The 18,816-nt window shown below is 57.2% G+C and carries 16 protein-coding genes; 7 read left to right on the plus strand and 9 right to left on the minus strand.

Going from position 1 to position 18,816, the window contains the following annotated elements:
- Window positions 1–9: 9 nt before the first annotated feature.
- The 3 genes from PSR62_RS08205 to PSR62_RS08215 form a co-directional block, all read right to left on the minus strand.
- Window positions 10–417, minus strand: a complete 408-nt coding sequence (locus tag PSR62_RS08205) for a hypothetical protein (protein WP_274407292.1) — start codon at window positions 415–417, stop codon at window positions 10–12.
- Between the two features lie 305 nt (window positions 418–722).
- A complete protein-coding gene (locus PSR62_RS08210; RefSeq protein ID WP_274407293.1) occupies window positions 723–1,817 on the minus strand; it encodes a DUF1559 domain-containing protein in 1,095 nt (364 codons plus the stop codon).
- A 399-nt stretch (window positions 1,818–2,216) separates the two neighbouring features.
- Window positions 2,217–3,704, minus strand: coding sequence for a TonB-dependent receptor (locus PSR62_RS08215; protein WP_274407294.1), 1,488 nt, complete (start codon window positions 3,702–3,704; stop codon window positions 2,217–2,219).
- Window positions 3,705–3,983: 279 nt separating this feature from the next.
- Here PSR62_RS08215 and PSR62_RS08220 point away from each other — a divergent pair, with 279 nt between their 5' ends.
- From PSR62_RS08220 to PSR62_RS08230, 3 genes are all read left to right on the plus strand, one after another.
- Window positions 3,984–4,649: a protocatechuate 3,4-dioxygenase gene (locus PSR62_RS08220; protein WP_274407295.1), complete on the plus strand. Its 666-nt coding sequence runs from the start codon at window positions 3,984–3,986 to the stop codon at window positions 4,647–4,649.
- A 90-nt stretch (window positions 4,650–4,739) separates the two neighbouring features.
- Entirely contained in the window at window positions 4,740–6,521 is a 1,782-nt protein-coding gene (locus PSR62_RS08225) for a TrkH family potassium uptake protein (protein ID WP_338020181.1), read from the plus strand.
- Window positions 6,522–6,525: 4 nt separating this feature from the next.
- A complete protein-coding gene (locus PSR62_RS08230; RefSeq protein ID WP_274408190.1) occupies window positions 6,526–8,076 on the plus strand; it encodes an NfeD family protein in 1,551 nt (516 codons plus the stop codon).
- Here PSR62_RS08230 and PSR62_RS08235 read toward each other — a convergent pair.
- Window positions 8,057–9,358, minus strand: coding sequence for a hypothetical protein (locus tag PSR62_RS08235; protein ID WP_443217379.1), 1,302 nt, complete (start codon window positions 9,356–9,358; stop codon window positions 8,057–8,059). The genes PSR62_RS08230 and PSR62_RS08235 overlap by 20 nt on opposite strands.
- A 135-nt stretch (window positions 9,359–9,493) precedes the next feature.
- The gene (locus PSR62_RS08240) at window positions 9,494–9,934 is read right to left on the minus strand and encodes a malate synthase, glyoxysoomal (RefSeq protein WP_274407298.1); all 441 of its coding nucleotides are present in this window, start codon (window positions 9,932–9,934) and stop codon (window positions 9,494–9,496) included.
- A 377-nt stretch (window positions 9,935–10,311) separates the two neighbouring features.
- Here PSR62_RS08240 and PSR62_RS08245 point away from each other — a divergent pair, with 377 nt between their 5' ends.
- On the plus strand, window positions 10,312–10,503 hold the full coding sequence (locus PSR62_RS08245; protein WP_047815347.1) for a hypothetical protein: 192 nt from the start codon (window positions 10,312–10,314) through the stop codon (window positions 10,501–10,503).
- 33 nt (window positions 10,504–10,536) lie between these two features.
- Window positions 10,537–11,040, plus strand: coding sequence for a tRNA (adenosine(37)-N6)-threonylcarbamoyltransferase complex ATPase subunit type 1 TsaE (tsaE, locus tag PSR62_RS08250; protein WP_274407299.1), 504 nt, complete (start codon window positions 10,537–10,539; stop codon window positions 11,038–11,040).
- Window positions 11,041–11,094: 54 nt separating this feature from the next.
- Here tsaE and hisB read toward each other — a convergent pair whose 3' ends face one another.
- The 4 genes from hisB to mdh form a co-directional block, all read right to left on the minus strand.
- On the minus strand, window positions 11,095–11,703 hold the full coding sequence (hisB, locus tag PSR62_RS08255) for an imidazoleglycerol-phosphate dehydratase HisB (protein WP_274407300.1): 609 nt from the start codon (window positions 11,701–11,703) through the stop codon (window positions 11,095–11,097).
- 11 nt (window positions 11,704–11,714) lie between these two features.
- On the minus strand, window positions 11,715–12,788 hold the full coding sequence (gene hisC / locus PSR62_RS08260) for a histidinol-phosphate transaminase (protein WP_274407301.1): 1,074 nt from the start codon (window positions 12,786–12,788) through the stop codon (window positions 11,715–11,717).
- A gap of 150 nt (window positions 12,789–12,938) precedes the next feature.
- On the minus strand, window positions 12,939–13,577 hold the full coding sequence (locus PSR62_RS08265; protein WP_274407302.1) for a hypothetical protein: 639 nt from the start codon (window positions 13,575–13,577) through the stop codon (window positions 12,939–12,941).
- Between the two features lie 417 nt (window positions 13,578–13,994).
- A complete protein-coding gene (gene mdh / locus PSR62_RS08270) occupies window positions 13,995–14,942 on the minus strand; it encodes a malate dehydrogenase (RefSeq protein WP_274407303.1) in 948 nt (315 codons plus the stop codon).
- Window positions 14,943–16,062: 1,120 nt separating this feature from the next.
- Between mdh and PSR62_RS08275 the strand changes: the two genes are divergently transcribed.
- A complete protein-coding gene (locus PSR62_RS08275) occupies window positions 16,063–16,947 on the plus strand; it encodes a glycosyltransferase family 2 protein (protein ID WP_274407304.1) in 885 nt (294 codons plus the stop codon).
- Window positions 16,948–17,374: 427 nt separating this feature from the next.
- Window positions 17,375–18,814: a hypothetical protein gene (locus PSR62_RS08280; protein ID WP_274407306.1), complete on the plus strand. Its 1,440-nt coding sequence runs from the start codon at window positions 17,375–17,377 to the stop codon at window positions 18,812–18,814.
- Window positions 18,815–18,816: the final 2 nt, after the last annotated feature.

Below are 18,816 nucleotides of genomic sequence, written 5' to 3' on the forward strand. Positions count from 1 at the left end.
GAAGAGGGATCAACCCAAAGGAGCTTCTTTGATTTTCCAGTCTTCACCGACGCGTTGCAGCACCCAGTTTTGAGTGGTGGTGCCAGCTTCCGAAGCCTTTTTCGAGCGATCGCCGCCGGAGGTTGCAAAGACGCCGCCAAAGATTTTGACGGGGACGGTCATTTGGTCGCCGTCCACTTCACCGTCGCCAGCGATTTCGTAACCACGTTGAGCGTAGTCTTCTTGGTTTTCAGGAACCGCTCCATCGACGAAGACGGTGGCAAACATCTTGGGGTCGCCAGCGGCATCGCCCAGGCCTTCCACACAAGCGTAAGCGTCTTGTTCGAGGGTGATTTCAGGAGGTGCTGACGAGCCACAACCGATGACGGTGAGCAACGCGAAAACGGGGATCAGTTGAATGGAGGTTTGAAAGTTCATCTGGTTTAACAAGGAGGTGAAAGAGTATTCAAGGGATTGGGAACTCAGCTCTCCCCTCGCTTCACTCGCCCCTCCCAGCGGGAGAGGCGAGGTCGCACAGCTTTCTTGAAAGCTGTGCGAGATTCCTTCGAGGGAGTGCGACTAAGCAGGTCGGCAGGGGGCGTTCGGCATTTGAAATATCGTGGCAAGCGTGGTTGTTTCCACGTACAACCGGGGCTAACGCCCAAACGGCTCACATGGTTATGCCCGATCATTCTTGCCGACCCGCTTACGCCAGGAGGGCTGGTTTGATGGCGTCAGCTCGATCAGGGCATTTCGAAGACTTCGCTGTTCTTCGCGGTTGCCAAAGGATGCCAAACGTTTTCTTTGTCGACCGAGTCAGTGATGAATCGAACGGAGCTGTCTGCCATCAGGATATTGACGCCACCGGTGTGGTGACTGCGAGCAGCGGCCCAGATCTCGGCGGTGTCGCGTTGTTCCAGGCAAGCCAAGTAGGGATTCAGTTTGTCTTCCGGGATGGTTTCATCGCAGGCAGCCAACACGTCTTTTTCGCGACTGTTGGGGCTGGTGAAAGCGGAGAAGATTGTGGCTCCCATGGCAGGCGACATCCAAGTGCCACGGATGTCCGTTTTGGATTCCGCGTTGAGGATTTCGCTCATCGCCATCGTGTTGCTCATGCCGTCCAGGAAGTCTTCGCTGCCCATTCCGTTTCGGTTTTGAAAGCGGTCACCGGCGATGCCATCTTTGATGATCACATCTTGGTGAACGTAGTAGGTGCCGAAGGCGCCGGAGGTTTGATCGTTTTCCCAAGACAGCATGTCGCCCGAACCCCAGTTGGCCGCGTAGTTGGAACCCTTTGCCAAGGCTTCCAAGCCGTAGCTTCCGTCGGAGAATTGAGCGGTCACGCCGGGGGCCGATGGGCAGGCAACAAATGAACCGAGTTGTTCACGACCGATGTGTTCGAATTCCGCGAAGTATTCGCAGTGATCGCAGGGGTTCATGGTGTGGCCCGTGACGGAATCTTCGCAGCGGGTGATCAATTCCCAAACACCGGGTTGTTCCATGTAAGGGAACAGCATTGGCAACCAGTGCCATCCCAGTTCGTTCTGGCCGTGTTGCCAGCCACCGGTTTTGAAGCGGTTGCCGCTTTCGTCGTAATTGACGTTGCCGGGAGGAAACGATCCGAAGGCAGCCATGTGGTTGTGCAGCGCGATGCCGAATTGCTTGAAGTTGTTCTGGCACTGCATCCGGCGGGCGGCTTCACGAGCGGCTTGAACGGCAGGCAGAAGCAGCCCAACCAAGACGCCGATGATCGCGATGACAACCAAAAGTTCGACCAAGGTGAAACCAGATCGCGTGGAGGTCCGCCGGTCGCACGTGCGTGGATGTTGGAATTTCATGAGGTTGTTCTGAAGCTCTCAGGGGAGGAGAAACGAGTTTCTGAAAATGGCGAGGGATAAAGCTCCAGGGAACGGGTTCTTCCGCGCCCCGGAATCGAGCGCGGGGATTAAACCAGACGGCACTGCCTTGGTTGTTAACGTTGGATGAAGGAAGTGTGAGAGATGTGCTAGTTTTGAGCGGCTGGGTCCTAAGGGAGTCCCAGGGCGCTTTGAGGGGCTCTTGTGACCATGTGCTTTCCTCTGTCGGTGGCGAGTTTTGGTGGTTTCTCTGGGATTCAGGGGGCGGTGTCGGCGAGTGGGGGCATGAACGAGCAACGCCACGGAAGATCCGGAGATCCGCCGTGGCGTGGGTGGTTTGGTTGAGGTGAGGTTCGAGGCAAGTGTGGTGCCTCGTCAGGATCAGGTGGCGAATGCCCCAGAGACCGGAACGTTGTTGAAGGCGGCTCCCATGGGCGCCACCATGGCGGCGAGTCGGGATTCCGGAGCGTGGGATTTGCAGCCAAAGATGCCACGTTTCTGAATCACGGTCGCGACCTCTTGGGGAACGTGTTTCTTCCACTCGTCATCGCCGGATTCGATCATCTTCAGCACTTCCCGAGAGAATGTGGAAAGGTGTTCGGGGTTGTAGGCGTGCAATTGTTCGATGCAGCCTTTGTCCACCAGGTAGTCGTAGAGCTTCCGTAGTTCCGGAGCGATCTCAAGGTTTTCAACGGTGGTCAGTTCGCCGGTTTCGCGGTCCATCAAGGGATAGACGTAAAGCTTCAGGTCGTTTTTGAACATCCGCCCAAATGATTCCAGGATGCCGCCATCCAGTTCGGTGTAGTACTTTTCTTCGAAGAGTTCGTGCAGGCTGCCGGCGCCCATCGTGATCGCGATTTTCTTCTTGGTGTATTGCGACAGGTAGGCTGCCAATCGGTAGTACTCGAAGTAGTCCGAGATCAGCACGGTCATGCCACAGGCCGCCAGCGTGTCGACTCGAGCGAGGAAGTCTTGCAGGTCGATTTCGCCGTTGGCGCGGAGGTTTCGCATCGTGATCTCCGCCAGTGTCACGACTTGATTCGGATCCACGTCTTCCTCTTTGCGAAAGCTCTTTTGGGCCGCTTGAACCATGTCCAAGTTCACGTGGGTCACCGGCCGGAAACTGCCGCGTTCCACCAAGATTGGTTTTTTGTAGAGGACTTCGGCGGGCTGGAGGACTTCTCCATCGGCGGAGAACATCGCCGCCTTGCTGAGTCCCAGTTGCACCAAGCGAAGACTCATCACGCGGTTGTCGACATGTCGAAAGGCGATGCCCGAAAATTCGATCATGTCGATTTCGATCCGCTGCGTGCTGAGGTTGTCCAGCAACGATTCGATCAATTGGTCGGGTTCGTGATTGAGGAAGAAGGCACCGTAAAGCAGGTTGACCCCAACGATGCCGAGAGCTTCTTGCTGGGCCGCGTTGTTGTTGTCCAGCATGCGGACGTGAAGAATGATTTGGCTGTCTTCATCCCGCGGGTGAGCTTGGAACCGGATGCCCATCCATCCGTGGCACTCGTTGGTGCCGTGGTAGTTGCGAGCGGAAACGGTGTCAGCAAATGCAAAGAAGGCGGTCGAATCGCCGCGTTGTTCTTTGAGCCGTTCGATGTTCAGCGTGTGTTCTCGGGTCAGCATGTCATCCAGACGCTGGCGGCAGACATAGCGTTGGCACTCGCCGTAAATCGCGTCGCTGACGGCCATGTCATACGCCGACATGCTCTTGGCGATCGTGCCTGCGGCGGCCCCCACGCGAAAGAACCAACGCACGACCTCTTGCCCTGCTCCAATCTCGGCAAACGAACCATACCGCCGCGGATCCAGGTTGATTTGAAGTGCTTTGCGTTCGGTTGAAGGACGTTCGTTGTTCATGTTGTTTGCCCGATTGGAAAAATGGCCCTAAATCACAACAACATCTAGGTGACGATTCGGGGACCTCCAAACTCTTTTTCCCGGTCAGGCAAACGCGGGAGCGGGTGGCGCGGTTTGGGCCGTCGCAATCGCTACAAACCGAGAGAGCCGTTCTGAGACCGTTTGCGGGTGACCGCAGAGAGGTGCTGCGGAGCCTGTGTCCGACTCGTTACAATGCGGGATTGGCCAATTCAGTGAAGTTCGAATTTCCCACAGGTGATCGCGATGAACACGAAGAGGATGTCACGCCGTTGGTTCGCGAGTCGATCTGCCATGGCGATGGGGGGTGCCGCGATGTGGACGACGCCCGGTTTGTTCGCGGAAGAGTTGCTGAAACCAACGCCGCCATTGACCGAGGGTCCGTTTTACCCCGACCGATTGCCGTTGGATCAGGACAACGATTTGATCGTGATTGGTGATCACACAACCCCGGCGGTTGGTGAGGTGACCCATTTGACAGGCCGCGTGCTGACTGCGGCGGGGACGCCGGTTCGCAATGCGACGATTGAAATTTGGCAATGCGATGCCAACGCGGTTTATCTGCACACGCGTGACAGCAACGGCAAGAAAGACCAGCAGGACAAGAACTTTCAGGGGTTTGGGCGGTTCGAAACGGCCAGCGACGGCGGGTATCGTTTTCGCACGATCAAGCCAGTGCCCTACCCCGGTCGCCCCGCCCCCCACATTCACATCAAGGTCAAGCAAGGCGACAAGGACGTGCTGACAACACAGTTGTTGATTCGTGGTCATGAAGGCAACCAACGGGATGGTGTTTTTCGCCGGGTGACCGATTCAGCGACACGCGAATTGTTGGTGGCTGATTTCAAGCCAATGCAAGAGTCCAAGATCGGTGAATTGGCTTGTCAGTTCGATGTGATCTTAGGGCAGACCCCCGCCGACGGTTGAGTCGGGCGGTCGAACCCGGGCAGTCCAACTCCGTGAGTTGCCAAAAACAGAGAGTTGCTAAAAAACGGGTGGTTGGGTAACAAGGTCTGAATTGCCGCGGTCGGTAATGAACCAGGTCACTCGTCGACCGCAGTCATCGCCACCGTTTCACAACCCGTCGAAAAGGCGTCGTCGTTGAATTTCCCGTTGTTGTTTCGTTTTCTGGGGACGATCTGCCTGTTGATTGGCGGGTCGATGGCGTTCAGTCTTCCATTTGCATTCCCTTCGGTTGCCAATCGAACGCATTTGCCTCCGGCGACGGAGTTTGAGTCGGCTGCGGCGAGCGGTTTGCTGGCGAGCATGGCGATTTGCTTCTTCGTCGGTGCATTCTTTCGGTTTCTGGGCCGCGGTTATCGCGGTGGTGGCGAGCTTTACCAGAAAGAGGCGATGGCGATCGTGGGGCTGTCGTGGGTCAGTGCCACCGTGCTGGGTGCTCTGCCCTATTTTCTGAGTGGCACGATGATCGCGGAGGATTCGCCGATCACGTTCATCGAAGCGATGTTTGAATCGCAGTCCGGTTTCAGCACCACCGGTGCGACGGTTTTGACGGATTTGGAAACGCCCGAACTGGTCCCGCATTGCATCTTGTTTTGGCGATCGTGGACGCACTTTCTGGGCGGTTTGGGGATCGTGGTTTTGTTTGTCGCAATCCTGGGCCAAGGGTCTGCGGGCAAAGCGATGATGCGAGCCGAGATGCCGGGGCCGACCAAGGAAGGCAGCATGCCCCGGATGCAGCACACCGCGTTGGTGTTTGCTGCGATCTATGTTGGGCTGAACATCTTGCTGACGTTCATTTACATGTTCGAGGGCATGAGTTCGTTTGATGCGCTTTGCCACGCTTTTGGAACCATGGCAACTGGCGGTTTCAGCACCTACAACCGATCGCTGGGCGGATTTGACAGCCCGTTGATTGAATACACGACGGTGTTGTTCATGATTTTGGCAGGGACCAACTTCACGTTGCTGTATTTGATGCTGTTGGACGTTCCACGGCGGCCACTGACGGCTGCGCGACGACTCTTTCAGGATGTCGAATTTCGAACGTTTGCGATAGTCATTGGCGTGGTCACGGCGGGTGTGGTTGCGTTCGGCTTGCGGGCGGAGGATGAGGGATTTGGAACGCTGGCCAAAGGGGTTCAAAACGGATTGTTTCAAGTCGTTTCCGTGATCACGACGACCGGGTACGGGACGGCAGACTTTGACGAGTGGAATAACTTTGGCCGCGGGATTTTGCTGCTGTTGATGTTCGTCGGGGGATGTGCCGGGAGCACGGGCGGTGGGATGAAGGTGATCCGGCATGTTTTGTTCTACAAAATTCTCCGATTGGAAATTGAGCGCGCCCACCGTCCCCGCGTGGTCCGGCCTTTGAGGGTGAGCGGTGTCGCGGTTGATGACCCTCAGTTGGCACACAATATCTTGCTGTACTTCTGCATGGTGTTGGCCATTTTTGTGATGTCGTGGTTGGCTTTGGTCACGTTCGAACCCAATTCCACGTGGGGAGTGGTGATGACCAACACGCCCCTCGAAGACGTGGTGGATGAATCGATCAGTGCGCGAGAATCCGGTGAGGAAGTGGTGATCGTGGACCAATCCCAGGCTGGCAAAGAGTTGTTGCATGGGACGCTGGACGAAAAATTGCTCGATTCCGCGAGTGCCGTCGCAGCGACGTTGAACAACATTGGTCCGGGATTGGGCGTTGTGGGGGCAACCCGAAATTACGCCGGGTTCAGCCAGGGCGCCAAGTTGTTGTTCGTGTGGCTGATGATGCTGGGGCGAGTTGAGATCTTCAGCGTGCTACTGCTATTTGTTCCGTCGTTTTGGCGAAGGGTATGAGATGATGACTGCAACCCAATCACAGGCAACGCTTCTGGCCACTGATCGCGGTCCGCGGAGAATCCTGCGTGCCTTGTTCGCGGTGGTTGTGATGGCGGTTGCTTTTGTTCAGTGCACGCCTGCCTCGGCGCAGTCAGGGACGGGGAATGCCCCCTCAGGAAAGCGTCGCGGGGTGCTGATTGAGTTCAAAGAGGACATCAATCCGCTCAGTGGTGCGTTGCTCAAACGCAAGTTCAATGCCGCGGTCGAGTCCGGCGCCGATGTGATCATCCTGGACATTCAATCGCCGGGTGGTTTCACCTCGGTGACGTTTGAGTTGATGGACATGGTGTTGGAAGCCAAGGGGGTCGAAACGGTCGCATACATCGAAAAGGATGCGATCAGTGGTGCCGCGTTGCTGGCGTTGTCGACGGACACGATTTTGATGCGTCCCGACGCTCGCATGGGAGATGCTGGGGAGATCGTGATGGGCGAAGATGGGGCGTATCGATACACGCCGGCGAAGAGTCGCAGTGTGCTGGCCCAGAAGGTTCGCGACACAGCCGAAGCCACCGGTCGGCCGCTCGCGTTGGCGGAGAAGATGACGGACAAGGACATGGTGGTCTATCAGGCGACCAACAAGACGACGGGAGAGAAGCTTTACTTGTCCGACAAGGATTTGGCATCCCAAGACGACGCCGATCAATGGGAACTCAGCCCACCGATTCGTGAAGCGGGCAAGGAAATGTTCTTCACCGTCAATGGTCGTCGTGGCGTGGAGCTCGGGATGGTCGATCAGACGGTGGAGGGTCGAGACGAATTGGCCAAGGTCTTGAACCTGCAAGAACCCATCGTCGAGATGGAACGCAGTTGGACAGACACGTTGGTGTTTTTGCTGAACACTCAGTTCGTCACGTTCCTGCTGTTGCTGATCGGGTTGGTCGCCCTGGCGATTGAGTTGTCGGCACCCGGAATCGGCATTGGTGGTTTGACTAGCGTGCTGTGTTTCGGGCTGTTTTTCTGGGCGCGTTTCTTGGGCGGGACGTCGGGATGGTTGGAAGTGGTTTTGTTCCTTGCGGGGATCCTCTTCATCGCTGCCGAAGTCTTTGTCATCCCCGGATTTGGTGTTGCGGGGATCAGTGGGCTGGCGTTGTCACTGGGGGCATTGGTGATGGCTTCGCGTCGATTCACGTTGCCCGAGAACGAGATTCAGTGGACTTCGTTGGCTGCGGACATGATGACGGTGATGGGGGCATTCCTTGGTTTCCTGGTTTGCTTGGCCGTCATGGCGAAGTATCTCGGCGAGATCCCGGGGCTGAGTCGATTGACGCTTCGGCCGCAGGTCATGGTGGCTGCTGATGGTGGTGCCAGTGCCACCTTGGTCAGTGGCCCGGCTTGGCAGCGAGTGGAGGTCGGTGACACGGGAGCGGCAATGTCGCCTCTGCGTCCGAGTGGCAAGGTTCAGTTTGGCGATGACGCGGTGGATGTGGTGACCGAGGGGGACTACATCGACCCTGGAACGGAAGTGCGTGTGGTTGGCAAGCAAGGGGCACGCGTCACGGTTCGGAAAGTTTGAGCTGGTCGGAAGCGTCGTTGTCGGCCGGGGCCCCTTTCTCGTAGGTGTTTGAGACCCAACTGGATAGCAGGAACCAGGGAATCAATGCCGCCAACCAGGTCGATGTGATTTGGTTGGGGGTCATGCGGGACGCCAGGAAGAGCAGACCCACCGCCACCAAGGCTTCGATCGACGGTTTGACCACGCCCTTGATCAGGAGAATGGTTTCGTTGCGAATGTTGGGTGGCAGGATCGCATAAGCCGAGGTCATGCTGGGTTCGTAAAGCGATCGCTTGAGCACAGTCAGGCCTTGGCCAAGCGTGAACAGCAAGATCAACACCGTGGGGGATTGGTTGATCAATGCGATCAGCCCGAGAACGCTGAGCAGCAAGGGGTAGGCGCAGAGTGGCATGCCGATGCCGTAGCGGTCGAGCAATTTGGTTGCGACGGTGAACTGCACCAGGACAATCAGAATGTCATTGATGGCGTAGAAGCCAGCAAAGTAGGTGAGCAGCTTGTCTTCCAGGAGCAGGTGTTCCCCGGCAATCACCTTCCATTGGTAGTCGACCATCGTGACGGCGAAAACGTTGAACGCGATCAGGCTGACCAATCCATACCGGTAGCGATAGACCGATTGGCTGGCAGGGCTTCGCTTCATCGAACGAGTGTTCGGTGGACTCAAACGCTGGGGGCGTTCGAGTCGCGAATGGGGGGCGACCGTTGATCGTTCCTTCAATGCGGGGACATGGGGGATCCAGCGCAGCAAGACAATCGTGGCTGCGTCCAAACCGATGATGATCTTCAGCCAGGTGGTGTCTTCCAGCACAGAGGCCCCGTATCCCATGGCCGCTCCCATGGCGATGCCGGCGATCGGGGCGCCGGCGGCAACCAGCACAAAGGGGCGTTTGGAAGTCGACGAGGCAAACGCATTGTTGACCAACGTCGTGGCGTAGATTGTGTTGACGCAGCCCCGTACCTCCGCGATCACGTACAGAGCGCCCAGCAAGACAAGCGAATGATGCTCGACCGAGATCATCGCGGTCAGCCAGGCGGTGACCGATGCCAAGCCGATCCAGCTGCCGATGACGCTGAAGCGTGCCGGGAATCTTTGATTGATCAGGTGGGTGACTGCGGACACGGCGATCACGGTGACCGCCGACGCGACGAGCGCGACTGGCAGTGCCCCGGAGCCCATCCGCGCGATGAACAGGCTGACTCCCAATGCCCTGGCAACCGAGTAGGTTGCGGAGGTCAAAAAGGTAAACCCACACAGGGTGAACAGGGTTTGGCGAGGCTGAGTCAAAACGGCTAGAAGCCTCGTGGGACTGGAAGGGAGCGATCCATTTTAATCACCCGTCCAGTTCTCGTTGAGCCGGCCTTCTGCTCGCCAGCTCCCTGTTCCATTCAGGGCGGCAGGCAGTCTCTGGCAGCGTCACGATCATCGAGTGCGAACGTAAGAAGGCACGTAGTAGATGATGCGGTTGCGGTGCTGGTACTGGCCGAAGTTGCTGTCCCAGGCAGGACGCAAGTTGGGATTGCTCGCCCAGTAGGAAGCTTCCAGTCGAGCTTGTCGTTGACGAGAGGCTTCGAGAGCACGTGCTTGCCGCAGTTGCATCGCCATCGAGGGGATCGCTTCGGCGGTGGAGCCAGGCGAATGGACGAGTTTGCGGTCCGATGGGCTGTTCACTGGTTCTGCTTCTGGAGCAGCTTCGGCGACGGCGGGTGCCATTGGCGGAAGTGCCAAACGCTCGGCGTTTCGCTGAGGCGTGTCACGCTGAGGCGACGCTGAAAACAGATCGTCCAGGCCCTGTGCCGAAGCGGCTGGAGCCATGGTTGCGCCAATCAACAAAGCAAATAGATACGGGACGGTCGATTTCATAGGTAAACCCCAGCGAATGGACTGATTTCGTTGGTGGTATCGTCCGACCTGCCGTGCGGGCTGTTTGGGAACGATCAATTCTCGCCGGATAAAGCGGGGCGTGGGTGGCTCAAATCGATTTTGGCGGAGCGAACGAACGCGGTGTTTGGCACATTGAAAGCAGTCGTGACAGCTGTTTTTGTCGGCCATTTTGGGAAGGAAAAATGGTTTACGCGGGTTGCAAGGGTTGGCAGATTGCCACGAAACGTCTCTGGCGATGGATTCTGGCAACGACAGGGTGCAATTTATGAACGTTTTGCTAATCTAGAGGTTGGAAACCGAATTCGGGTTGCCGAATCGATCACAAGTTGTCCCACCTTTTTCCTTCCCGAGTCACCATGATTCAACAAACCCTTCGCTGCGTATTCGCACTTGCATTGCTGGCCACGACCGTTGGTTGCCCACCGCCAGCACCACCAGCTGACGTGGACGTCGACACCGACACCGCAGCCCCTGTTGTCAGCGACAACGCCACCGGCGCTGCTGAAATGCCTTCGGACAACGTGACCGGCACCGCAGAAACTCCCTGAGCTTCCGCCCCCACTGGAATTGAACTCAGAGGATTGAATTTGGTCACACTCGACCAAGTTGATTTGAAAACACTCGCTCGGCTCGCGGACGCTTTTGTTCGCGAGCCGATTGCGTTCCCGGTCTGTTTTGCCGTCACCGGAACACTGGGGGCTGGCAAGACCCGTTGGACCCAGGAACTCGCCCGAGCGATGGGATTGGACTCGTCCGAAGTGACCAGCCCCACATTCACCTTGCTTCGAACTTATCAGGCAAAGCAACACACGCTGCATCACGTTGACGCCTACCGGGTCGGTGATGAAGACGAGTGGTGGGAATTGGGGCTGGAAGAGTGCTACCAAGAACCCAACGCCTGGACCGTGATTGAATGGGCGGATCGGTTCGCAGACGCAATGCCACCCGAAGCGATTTGGATGCAGATCGACATCCAGGCGGATTCACCCGCGTCCGGAACTCGCGAAATTCAGTTTCGTTGCGCGGACCCTGAGCGTTGGCGATGGGTCGAGCGTGTCCTCGGTCAGCTTCGTCCAGGGCGCTGACGGTCAGGGGCGACGCGATGGGCCTCGCCCGATCGAACGGATCAGCACGGATTCCTACAGCACGCCCTTCGTGCTCGGGATGGCATCGCTGCGAGGGTCGTTTTCAACGGCCATGCGGATCGCTCTCGCGGTGGCTTTGAAAACACATTCGCTGATGTGGTGAGCGTTGCTGCCGTGATGCAACAAGACGTGCAGGTTGCACTTCGCATTGACGGCGAACGATTGCCAAAAGTGTTCGACCAATTCGCTGTCAAACGTTCCGATCTTGGACGCTGCGATGGGAGCGTTGTACTCAAACGCGTAGCGTCCGCCCATGTCGACCGCTGACGTGACCAAGCACTCATCCATCGGCAATGTGAAGTGGCCGTAGCGACGCACGCCGGCGCGATTGCCGAGAGCCTGATCGACCGCGGTGCCGAGTGCGATTCCGATGTCTTCGGCCGTGTGGTGATCGTCGACGTGCAGGTCGCCCTTGGCTTCCACGGTCAAGTCAATCAAGGCATGTTTGGCCAGCAGGTCCAGCATGTGATCGAGAAAGCCGATCCCGGAATTGCGTTTGCCAGCGCCGCTGCCGTCGAGGTTGACCGACAACTGGATGTCGGTTTCGCCCGTTTTGCGTTCCAGGCTGACTTCGCGTGACGAGTTGGATTGGGGGGAGGTCATGTCGAGTCCGCTCAGGCGGGAAGAGTGAAGTTGAGAGATTGCATCGCACGCTCGATCATCAGCAAGCACGCATCGATTTGTTCGTCGGTCCCGACACTGATTCGCAAGCCATCGCCCCAGTCGGGGAAGTCCATGTATCGGATCAGAATCTGACTTTGTTTGAGGTACTGGTGAATTTCGGCGTGTTTTCCTTCGGGGTGGCGGCACCACACGAAATTCGCGTGCGATGGTGTCACGTCGAACCCAAGTGCTCGCAAGCCGACGGTCAAACGTTCTCGCGTGATGTTCATTTTGGCAACGACATCGGCCAGCCAGTCTTGGCACCCCATCGCGGCGGTCGCAGCGGCGATTGAGATTGCGTCGCAGTTGTAGCTGTCTTTGATCTTGGTCAGTTCCGCGATCACATGCGGCTGAGCCACCAGGAACCCAAACCGGATGCCTGCCAAGCCATACGACTTGCTAAGTGTTCGGGTGACGAAAATGTTCTCGTTGGACTGCACGAGATCCAGGCAGTTCTCTTCCGCGAAGTCGGCGTAGGCTTCATCGATCACCAACGGGCAATCAAGCGAAGTTGAAAGTTCGGCGATCTGGCTTTTGGAAACGATTGTTCCGCTGGGGCTGTTGGGGTTGGGCAGCAGCACCAGCTTCAGGTCGTCGCGATTTTCGCCAAATGACTGCGGGAGTTCCCACGGATCGTTGAATGGGACCTGTTCCCAATTCGCACCTTGGATGTCAGCCAGCGTCCGGTACAGGATGTAGCTGGGGTAAGGCAGTCGCAGCAACTCACCTTCACCGACAAAACCGCGAACGAGCAAGGTCAGGATTTCGTCGCTGCCGTTGCCGGCGAGCACCCAATCGGGACCAGGCAATCCCAATGCATCCGCGGCGGCTCGTCGGAACGAGGTCGCCATGGGGTCGGGGTATCGGTTCAGCGGTCCGGTTGCGGCGGACTGGATCGCTGAGACCACCGGGGCCGGAGGTGGGTAGGGGTTCTCGTTTGTGTTGAGCTTGATGAATTTGCCCGGTGGCGGTTGTTCCCCCGGGATGTACGGTTTCATCTTGGAAAGCGCGGGACGGTATTGCAACGAATCAGCTCGAAGGAGAGTGTCGGAAGGGCCGGCGGGGAACAGGCATTGTAGTCATTTCACGACAACATCCCATTCCGGGCGAAGCCGAAATGGGATGCTGGGTTGGACATCGTGGAATTGGAGTGACCGCCAGGCGGCCAGTCAGGTTCACCGGTTCGGGAAGAACGGTTGGTTGGACGAGGGAACGCTTGTGCCAGGACGTTGGGGGCTTGGCGCCCGATTGCTGGACTGGCCGGTCGGTGAATTCGCTGTGGGGCGTGAAGGTGTGTCCTGCTTTTGGATATCGCTGAGGTTCCAGCGTTTTCCGTTCAGGCCGTCGGCAGGGTTCCAGGTCAATCCTGGAACGAACATCAGCGACGCGATGCTGGGGCCGTTGATCGATGCGGTGCCCCATTCGGTTTCGACTGTGATGAGTTTGACATCGGTCGCTCCGGTGATTGAGTCGCCGTTGAGCATGACCACGGTGGTGGTCGCGTCGTTGGCGGAGGCAAAGCGGATGCCGGCAACTTCCGACAAGGGGATGCTGGCGGTGCCAAACGAGGTCTGCATTTGCAGTTGAGTCGTGTCGGTCAGCGTGCCTTCGATTTTGGAATCGTTGACCAGGCCGACGGTCACGCTGAGTGGGCGAGCTTTGGCCGACGTTCCGGCGGCTTGAACCGGGGCCGCCTTGGTCGGTTCGGCTTTCGCAGGCGATGCCTTGGGAAGTTCTTCGTCTTGGGCGTGGGCCGAGACGGAAACCACTGCCAGCGCGGCAGCCATCAAAAGGTGGAAACAACGGCGTTTCATCGGGGAGACTCCGAGGAGATAAGCGAAGGAACTGTGCGGCTAAATGTAGGTGGGACTACCGTAGCGAATGTCATCAAGACTTTCGGGAATTTGTCAAGCAAGTCGAAACTCGTGACGAGTTTCGTTACCCGAGCAATGAGGCCAGTCAAAACTCTTGACGAGTTTCGCTACCCGAGCAATGAGGCCAGTCAAAACTCTTGACGAGTTTCGCTACCCGGGCGATGAGGCCAGCCGAGACTCTTGACGAGTTTCGTTACCCGAACCATTCGCTGTCACGGACCACTAGCGTAATCGATCCACAGGACGAAAGAAGAGAGCCTGCCACTCAAAAGGGTGGAATGCTCTCTTGGCGATTGTGAAATCAGCCCATCTGATGCGACCCGCCTGGATGCGGCAGGGCGTTTCAGCGTGTCGCTGCTATTCAGCGAGCAATCCGTCCATGGTCGAAACCAGCGATTTGACCGCGTCGACGCTGTTTTGGAAGGCCTTGGTTTCTTCGTCGGTGAGCGACAATTCGATGATGCGTTCGACGCCACCGCTGCCCAGCACCACGGGAACGCCGACGTAGTAGCCGCCGACGCCGTACTCGGAATCGCAGTAAGCAGCGACAGGAACGACGCGTTTCTTGTCTTTGACGATCGCCTCGACCATTTGGGCACACGCCGCGGCGGGAGCGTAGTAAGCGCTGCCGGTTTTCAGCAAGGAAACGATTTCGGCACCGCCCTTGCGGGTCCGGTCAACGATTTCGTCCAAGCGTTCTTTGGAGATCAGTTGGGTGACGGGGATGCCGCCCACGCTGGTGCAGCTTGGGATCGGAACCATCGTGTCGCCGTGGCCGCCCATCAACAAAGCGCTGATGTCTTCGACGCTGACGCCCAGTTCCATTGCCAGGAACGTGCGGTAGCGAGCGGTGTCCAGGACGCCGGCTTGGCCGATGACTTTCGCAGGTGCAAAGCCAGTGACCTTGAACATCTGCTGAACCATCGCGTCGAGCGGGTTGCTGACAACGATGATCACTGCGTTGGGGCTGGTGGCTTTGATTTCTTCAGCAACGCTGGTCACAATTTTCGCGTTGGTGGCCAGCAAATCGTCGCGGCTCATGCCGGGTTTGCGAGGCAGTCCGGCGGTGACAACGATCACGTCGCTGTCGGCGGTGTCGGCGTAGTCCGTCGTGCCGACGATGTTCGAGTCAAATCCCATGATGGGAGAGGCTTGCATCAGGTCCAACGCTTTGCCGCGAGGCATGTCTTCGGTGCGTGGGATGTCCAAGAGAACGACATCGCCGAGTTCCGCCGCGGCGCACCAATGAGCACAGGTGGCACCAACATTTCCGGCTCCGACGATGGTGATTTTAGCGCGACGCATGAGAACTCTTTGGGGTGAAGGTGTGCGGGGACTGGTTGGGTGAATTCTGCACTTATGGTGGCATCCGTGATTTGAGCGTCAAGAGGGCACGCGAGGGAGCTGGACAGCCATTGAGAAACGCCGGTGGGGCTGGCGGCGATCGCAGGATGAGGCTGCCCGGCCGAGAAATTCGCCGATTTGAAAAGCCGCCGCGACGATTGTCTGGGGGAAAACCAGGGGGTTCCGAGCGGGAACGTTCCGTTGCCCGGCTTCAGGTGAGCCAGGCGAGAGGCGAGTTGCCTGAGAGAAAAAAACGAGCCAGTTTTGCTTCCTGCAAAACTGGCGTCGCTCTGTTACCAATTCAAATTGTTACCCGATGCGAACAGTCCTTGTCGGCGATCGGAATTCAAGTTCACCAATGCACCTTGATTGCGTGAGAGAAATCAAGAAGCATCGTTGGGCAACATTAAAATGAAGGGAGTGACGTCCGTGTCAATCGAAGTATTCAAACCGCGATGTGGAGTCCAAACCGTCTCCCGTGTATCGATCACACTCGTTGTGACGAACAAAAACATGGCGAAGCCCTTCGCCATGATTTAGTCAATGGATAATTGCCGTGTCAATCAAATGACGCCGGACGGTGACCCCGCTTGCCCAAGGGGAACGTCGAAGAAAATGTGAGGCGATCGGTGCTTGACAGACTGAAAAGAAACTCTGGCAAACCGCATCGAACACACTCCGTTGGAAGAGACAAATCATCGACCACAATCGGTTGAACAGAACGTTCAGTGCAACCGCTTCACAAGCTTGTGAAGGGATCGAAGATGTGTGGGTCAAGCGAGCGAAAATTTGGCGTGGTGAACCACCGATGTCAACAACAAAGTGATCAAAAAAAGATTCGCGTTGACCGGCCAATTGATTTGACCGTGAAAATCGCGACTCGTTCGGGTGAAGTTTTTTTTGTCGACCAAGTGGGAAGCAAGACATGATCATGCACCGATGCGAAGTCACAACATCGCACATGCGAAGTCGCGTATGATGTCTCGCAAACAGGTTTCCTTTTCTTGGTTGCGGCATGTTGTCCGATGGGATGATTCGATGATGTTTCGTCATCGCCGCCGTAGCACCCGGTGAATTCAACGTGAACGAACTGAACGCGTCTTCCGAACTCGTTTCGAACGAATCGCAAACGCATCGGGATCCCGCTTCAACGGGATCCGATTCTGCCGTTGAACCAAGTTACTGGTTCAGCGATGAGTACGTTGCACGGATGCGACAAACGCTGGGGCCGGATGCCTGCCGCGCGTTGTCGATCTATCCCCTGCCCGACTCGTTTTGCTTGTCGGTGATTGTGCCGGTGTACAACGAGTGCTCGACCGTGGAGTCGGTGCTGAATTCGTTGCGGAACACCGGTCTGCCAATGCAGATCATCGTGGTGGATGATGGTTCCAACGATGGATCCGGGGAATCCTTGCGGCAGTATCAAAGTGACCACAATGTCACTCTGATCAGACACCCCGAAAACCGTGGCAAAGGTGCGGCGATCCGCACAGCGATCGAAGCCACTCAGGGCGACGTGATCGTGATCCAAGACGCTGACAGTGAGTACGACCCCGGCGATTTTCGGGTCATGTTGCAACCGTTGTTGGCAGGGGAAGCCGATGTGGTTTACGGCACACGCTATGGTCATTGCGATCGCCAGGTCTCGCCCTGGTGGCATCAAGCCGTCAACGGGTTCATTTCCTGGTTAGCCAGTGTGGCAATCGGGCCGCGTTTGAGCGATGTCGAAACCTGTTACAAGATGGCTCGTCGCGAGAATTTCTTGGGCATTCTGCCGCAGTTGAAGGAAAACCGCTTCGGAATTGAGATCGAGTTGACGGCTCGCTGGGCCCGGAAAGGGTTGCGTTTCACAGAACGTCCGATTCGTTATCACCACCGCTGGTACGACGAAGGCAAGAAGATCACCTGGCGGGACGGGGTCGCTGCTTTGGGTTGCATTTTTCGTTACGGTTTGCTCCGTCGATGATCTGCGAGCAGGGCTGCAACGCGGAGTGACGCAAGCGAACTGATTGCGATGCAGGATATCCCGCGTTTGGGCTTCAGATTGGGCGGCTGAACAGAACGACACGGTGGAGTCATCGAGTTTCACGGCAATCGTGTTTCACGCAGTGGTTGTGTTGTGAAAACGAGAAGCCTGTGACAGGCGTGTTTCACGGCACTCAGCGGTCTCGGAAACGGCTTGCAAGGGGAGGAATTCGATCCCGTTTCGATCTGTTCTTTTCCAAGCCGAGTTGGGTATGGTCGCAATCGTGAAACGGAGACTCGACGAGGTCTCGAAAGCCAGCTCACTGATGGGCTTTCGCGGACGCTGACCAGCGATTGAACGCAGGTCATTGTCTTGTTGGGAATCCGTTTTCGTCAGCCCACCCCATGCGGTGCGAAGGATTCGCCAAATGCACGAACGGACGATGCGAGCCGTGGCTCGAGGTTTGTTCGTTGCCTGCTGCGCGGTTCCGACCTGTGTGACGATGCTGATCATCCTCGTGATGTGGTCGCCGTGGTATCACCGTCGGTGCATCCGGGCGACGGAAGCAACGCTCGCGTTGCAAACCGGTTTGGATGTTCGCATCGGTTCGCTGGAACGTGTCAGCCCAACGACGTGGCAGCTGGGCGACGTTCAATTGCGAGACAATGAAACCAAGCAATCGATCGGCAGAATTCGAATTGTGTCCTGGGTGCAAGAGGACGACCGCACGATCGTGCGGTTGAGCCAACCTGAGATTCGCGCGGAGTATCTCGACGACGTGTGGCAGTTGGTTCATGACCGATTTCTTTGTCGGCCTGAGCACACGCTGCATCCCATTCGGTTGGCCGCTGATGACCTGACGATTCAGTCCGCCCATTCTCAAATCACGGTTCGTGATTTGGACGGCAGAATCTTACCGGGCGAGAAGGAAGTCTCTGCCGTTTTGTATTGCATGCTGGCGGGGGAACGTCCCGACATGGAACCGATGGAAATTGAAATCAAGCGTCGCCGTGACGAGGGGCAACCACGAACCAGCGTTGCGTTGCGAACCGGCGAACTGAACGCACCTCTCGCTTGGTTGGCGGGCTATCATCCCGCGTTCGAAAAACTGGGCGACGAAGCAACCTTTCATGGTGCAGCCAAGCTATCGCAGGTGCCCAGTCAAGCCGGAATGGGGGCCGCTGGTTTGGTTTGGATGTTGGATCTCAGCAGTGCTCGGATCGAGAACATCGACATGGCGAGGATGACAGAGTTCTTGCCGCATCGTTTGGTCGGCAAGGGATCGTTGCAGTTGAACCGTTGCCAGATTGTTCCGGGTGGCGTGGTGGACGTTGACGGAGTGATTCAGGTCACACGCGGTTGGATCTCCGCGTCGTTGTTGCCGCGTTTGGCAGAAGACTTGGGTTGCCAGTTGGCCACCGCCGTTCCGGACGACTTTCCATTTGATTTGATTGCGATCGACTTTGATTTGTACGACGGCAAGCTCGCGATGGAAGGTTTGTGCAACAGCCAGCGTGGGTTTGAAAAGATGCCGCCTGGAACGATGTTGTGTGCCGGGGGCCAGCCGATTGTGAGGACCGGTCCCCAACAGATTGCAGCGACTCAATTGATGCGTTTGTTCGCGGCTCCGCACAGCGTGTCGGTGCCCGTGTCCGGCCAAACGCTGGAGATGCTATGGTTGCTTCAACCGCCCCGCGGTCCACTCACGTTGAACGATTCCATTGGGAACATCCCGGGAACGCCGCCAGTGGATGAATCAGGGCTGCCCATTGGACAAGACGCACCGCGGGTTTCAGGACGCATCAGCGGTTTTCAATCGGCTCCTGCTCCGAACGACGCGGCATCCCAACCGCGTGGCTATTGGTAGGC

It is taken from the genome of Rhodopirellula sp. P2 (assembly GCF_028768465.1).
Taxonomy (GTDB): Bacteria; Planctomycetota; Planctomycetia; order Pirellulales; family Pirellulaceae; genus Rhodopirellula.

Excerpts from the sequence above, each read along its gene's own strand:
- PSR62_RS08205 (WP_274407292.1), bottom strand. The coding sequence starts at position 417 with ATGAACTTTCAAACCTCCATTCAACTGATCCCCGTTTTCGCGTTGCTC.
- PSR62_RS08210 (WP_274407293.1), bottom strand. The coding sequence starts at position 1,817 with ATGAAATTCCAACATCCACGCACGTGCGACCGGCGGACCTCCACGCGA.
- PSR62_RS08215 (WP_274407294.1), bottom strand. The coding sequence starts at position 3,704 with ATGAACAACGAACGTCCTTCAACCGAACGCAAAGCACTTCAAATCAAC.
- PSR62_RS08220 (WP_274407295.1), top strand. The coding sequence starts at position 3,984 with ATGTCACGCCGTTGGTTCGCGAGTCGATCTGCCATGGCGATGGGGGGT.
- PSR62_RS08230 (WP_274408190.1), top strand. The coding sequence starts at position 6,526 with ATGACTGCAACCCAATCACAGGCAACGCTTCTGGCCACTGATCGCGGT.
- PSR62_RS08240 (WP_274407298.1), bottom strand. The coding sequence starts at position 9,934 with ATGAAATCGACCGTCCCGTATCTATTTGCTTTGTTGATTGGCGCAACC.
- PSR62_RS08245 (WP_047815347.1), top strand. The coding sequence starts at position 10,312 with ATGATTCAACAAACCCTTCGCTGCGTATTCGCACTTGCATTGCTGGCC.
- hisB (WP_274407300.1), bottom strand. The coding sequence starts at position 11,703 with ATGACCTCCCCCCAATCCAACTCGTCACGCGAAGTCAGCCTGGAACGC.
- PSR62_RS08265 (WP_274407302.1), bottom strand. The coding sequence starts at position 13,577 with ATGAAACGCCGTTGTTTCCACCTTTTGATGGCTGCCGCGCTGGCAGTG.
- mdh (WP_274407303.1), bottom strand. The coding sequence starts at position 14,942 with ATGCGTCGCGCTAAAATCACCATCGTCGGAGCCGGAAATGTTGGTGCC.
- PSR62_RS08280 (WP_274407306.1), top strand. The coding sequence starts at position 17,375 with ATGCACGAACGGACGATGCGAGCCGTGGCTCGAGGTTTGTTCGTTGCC.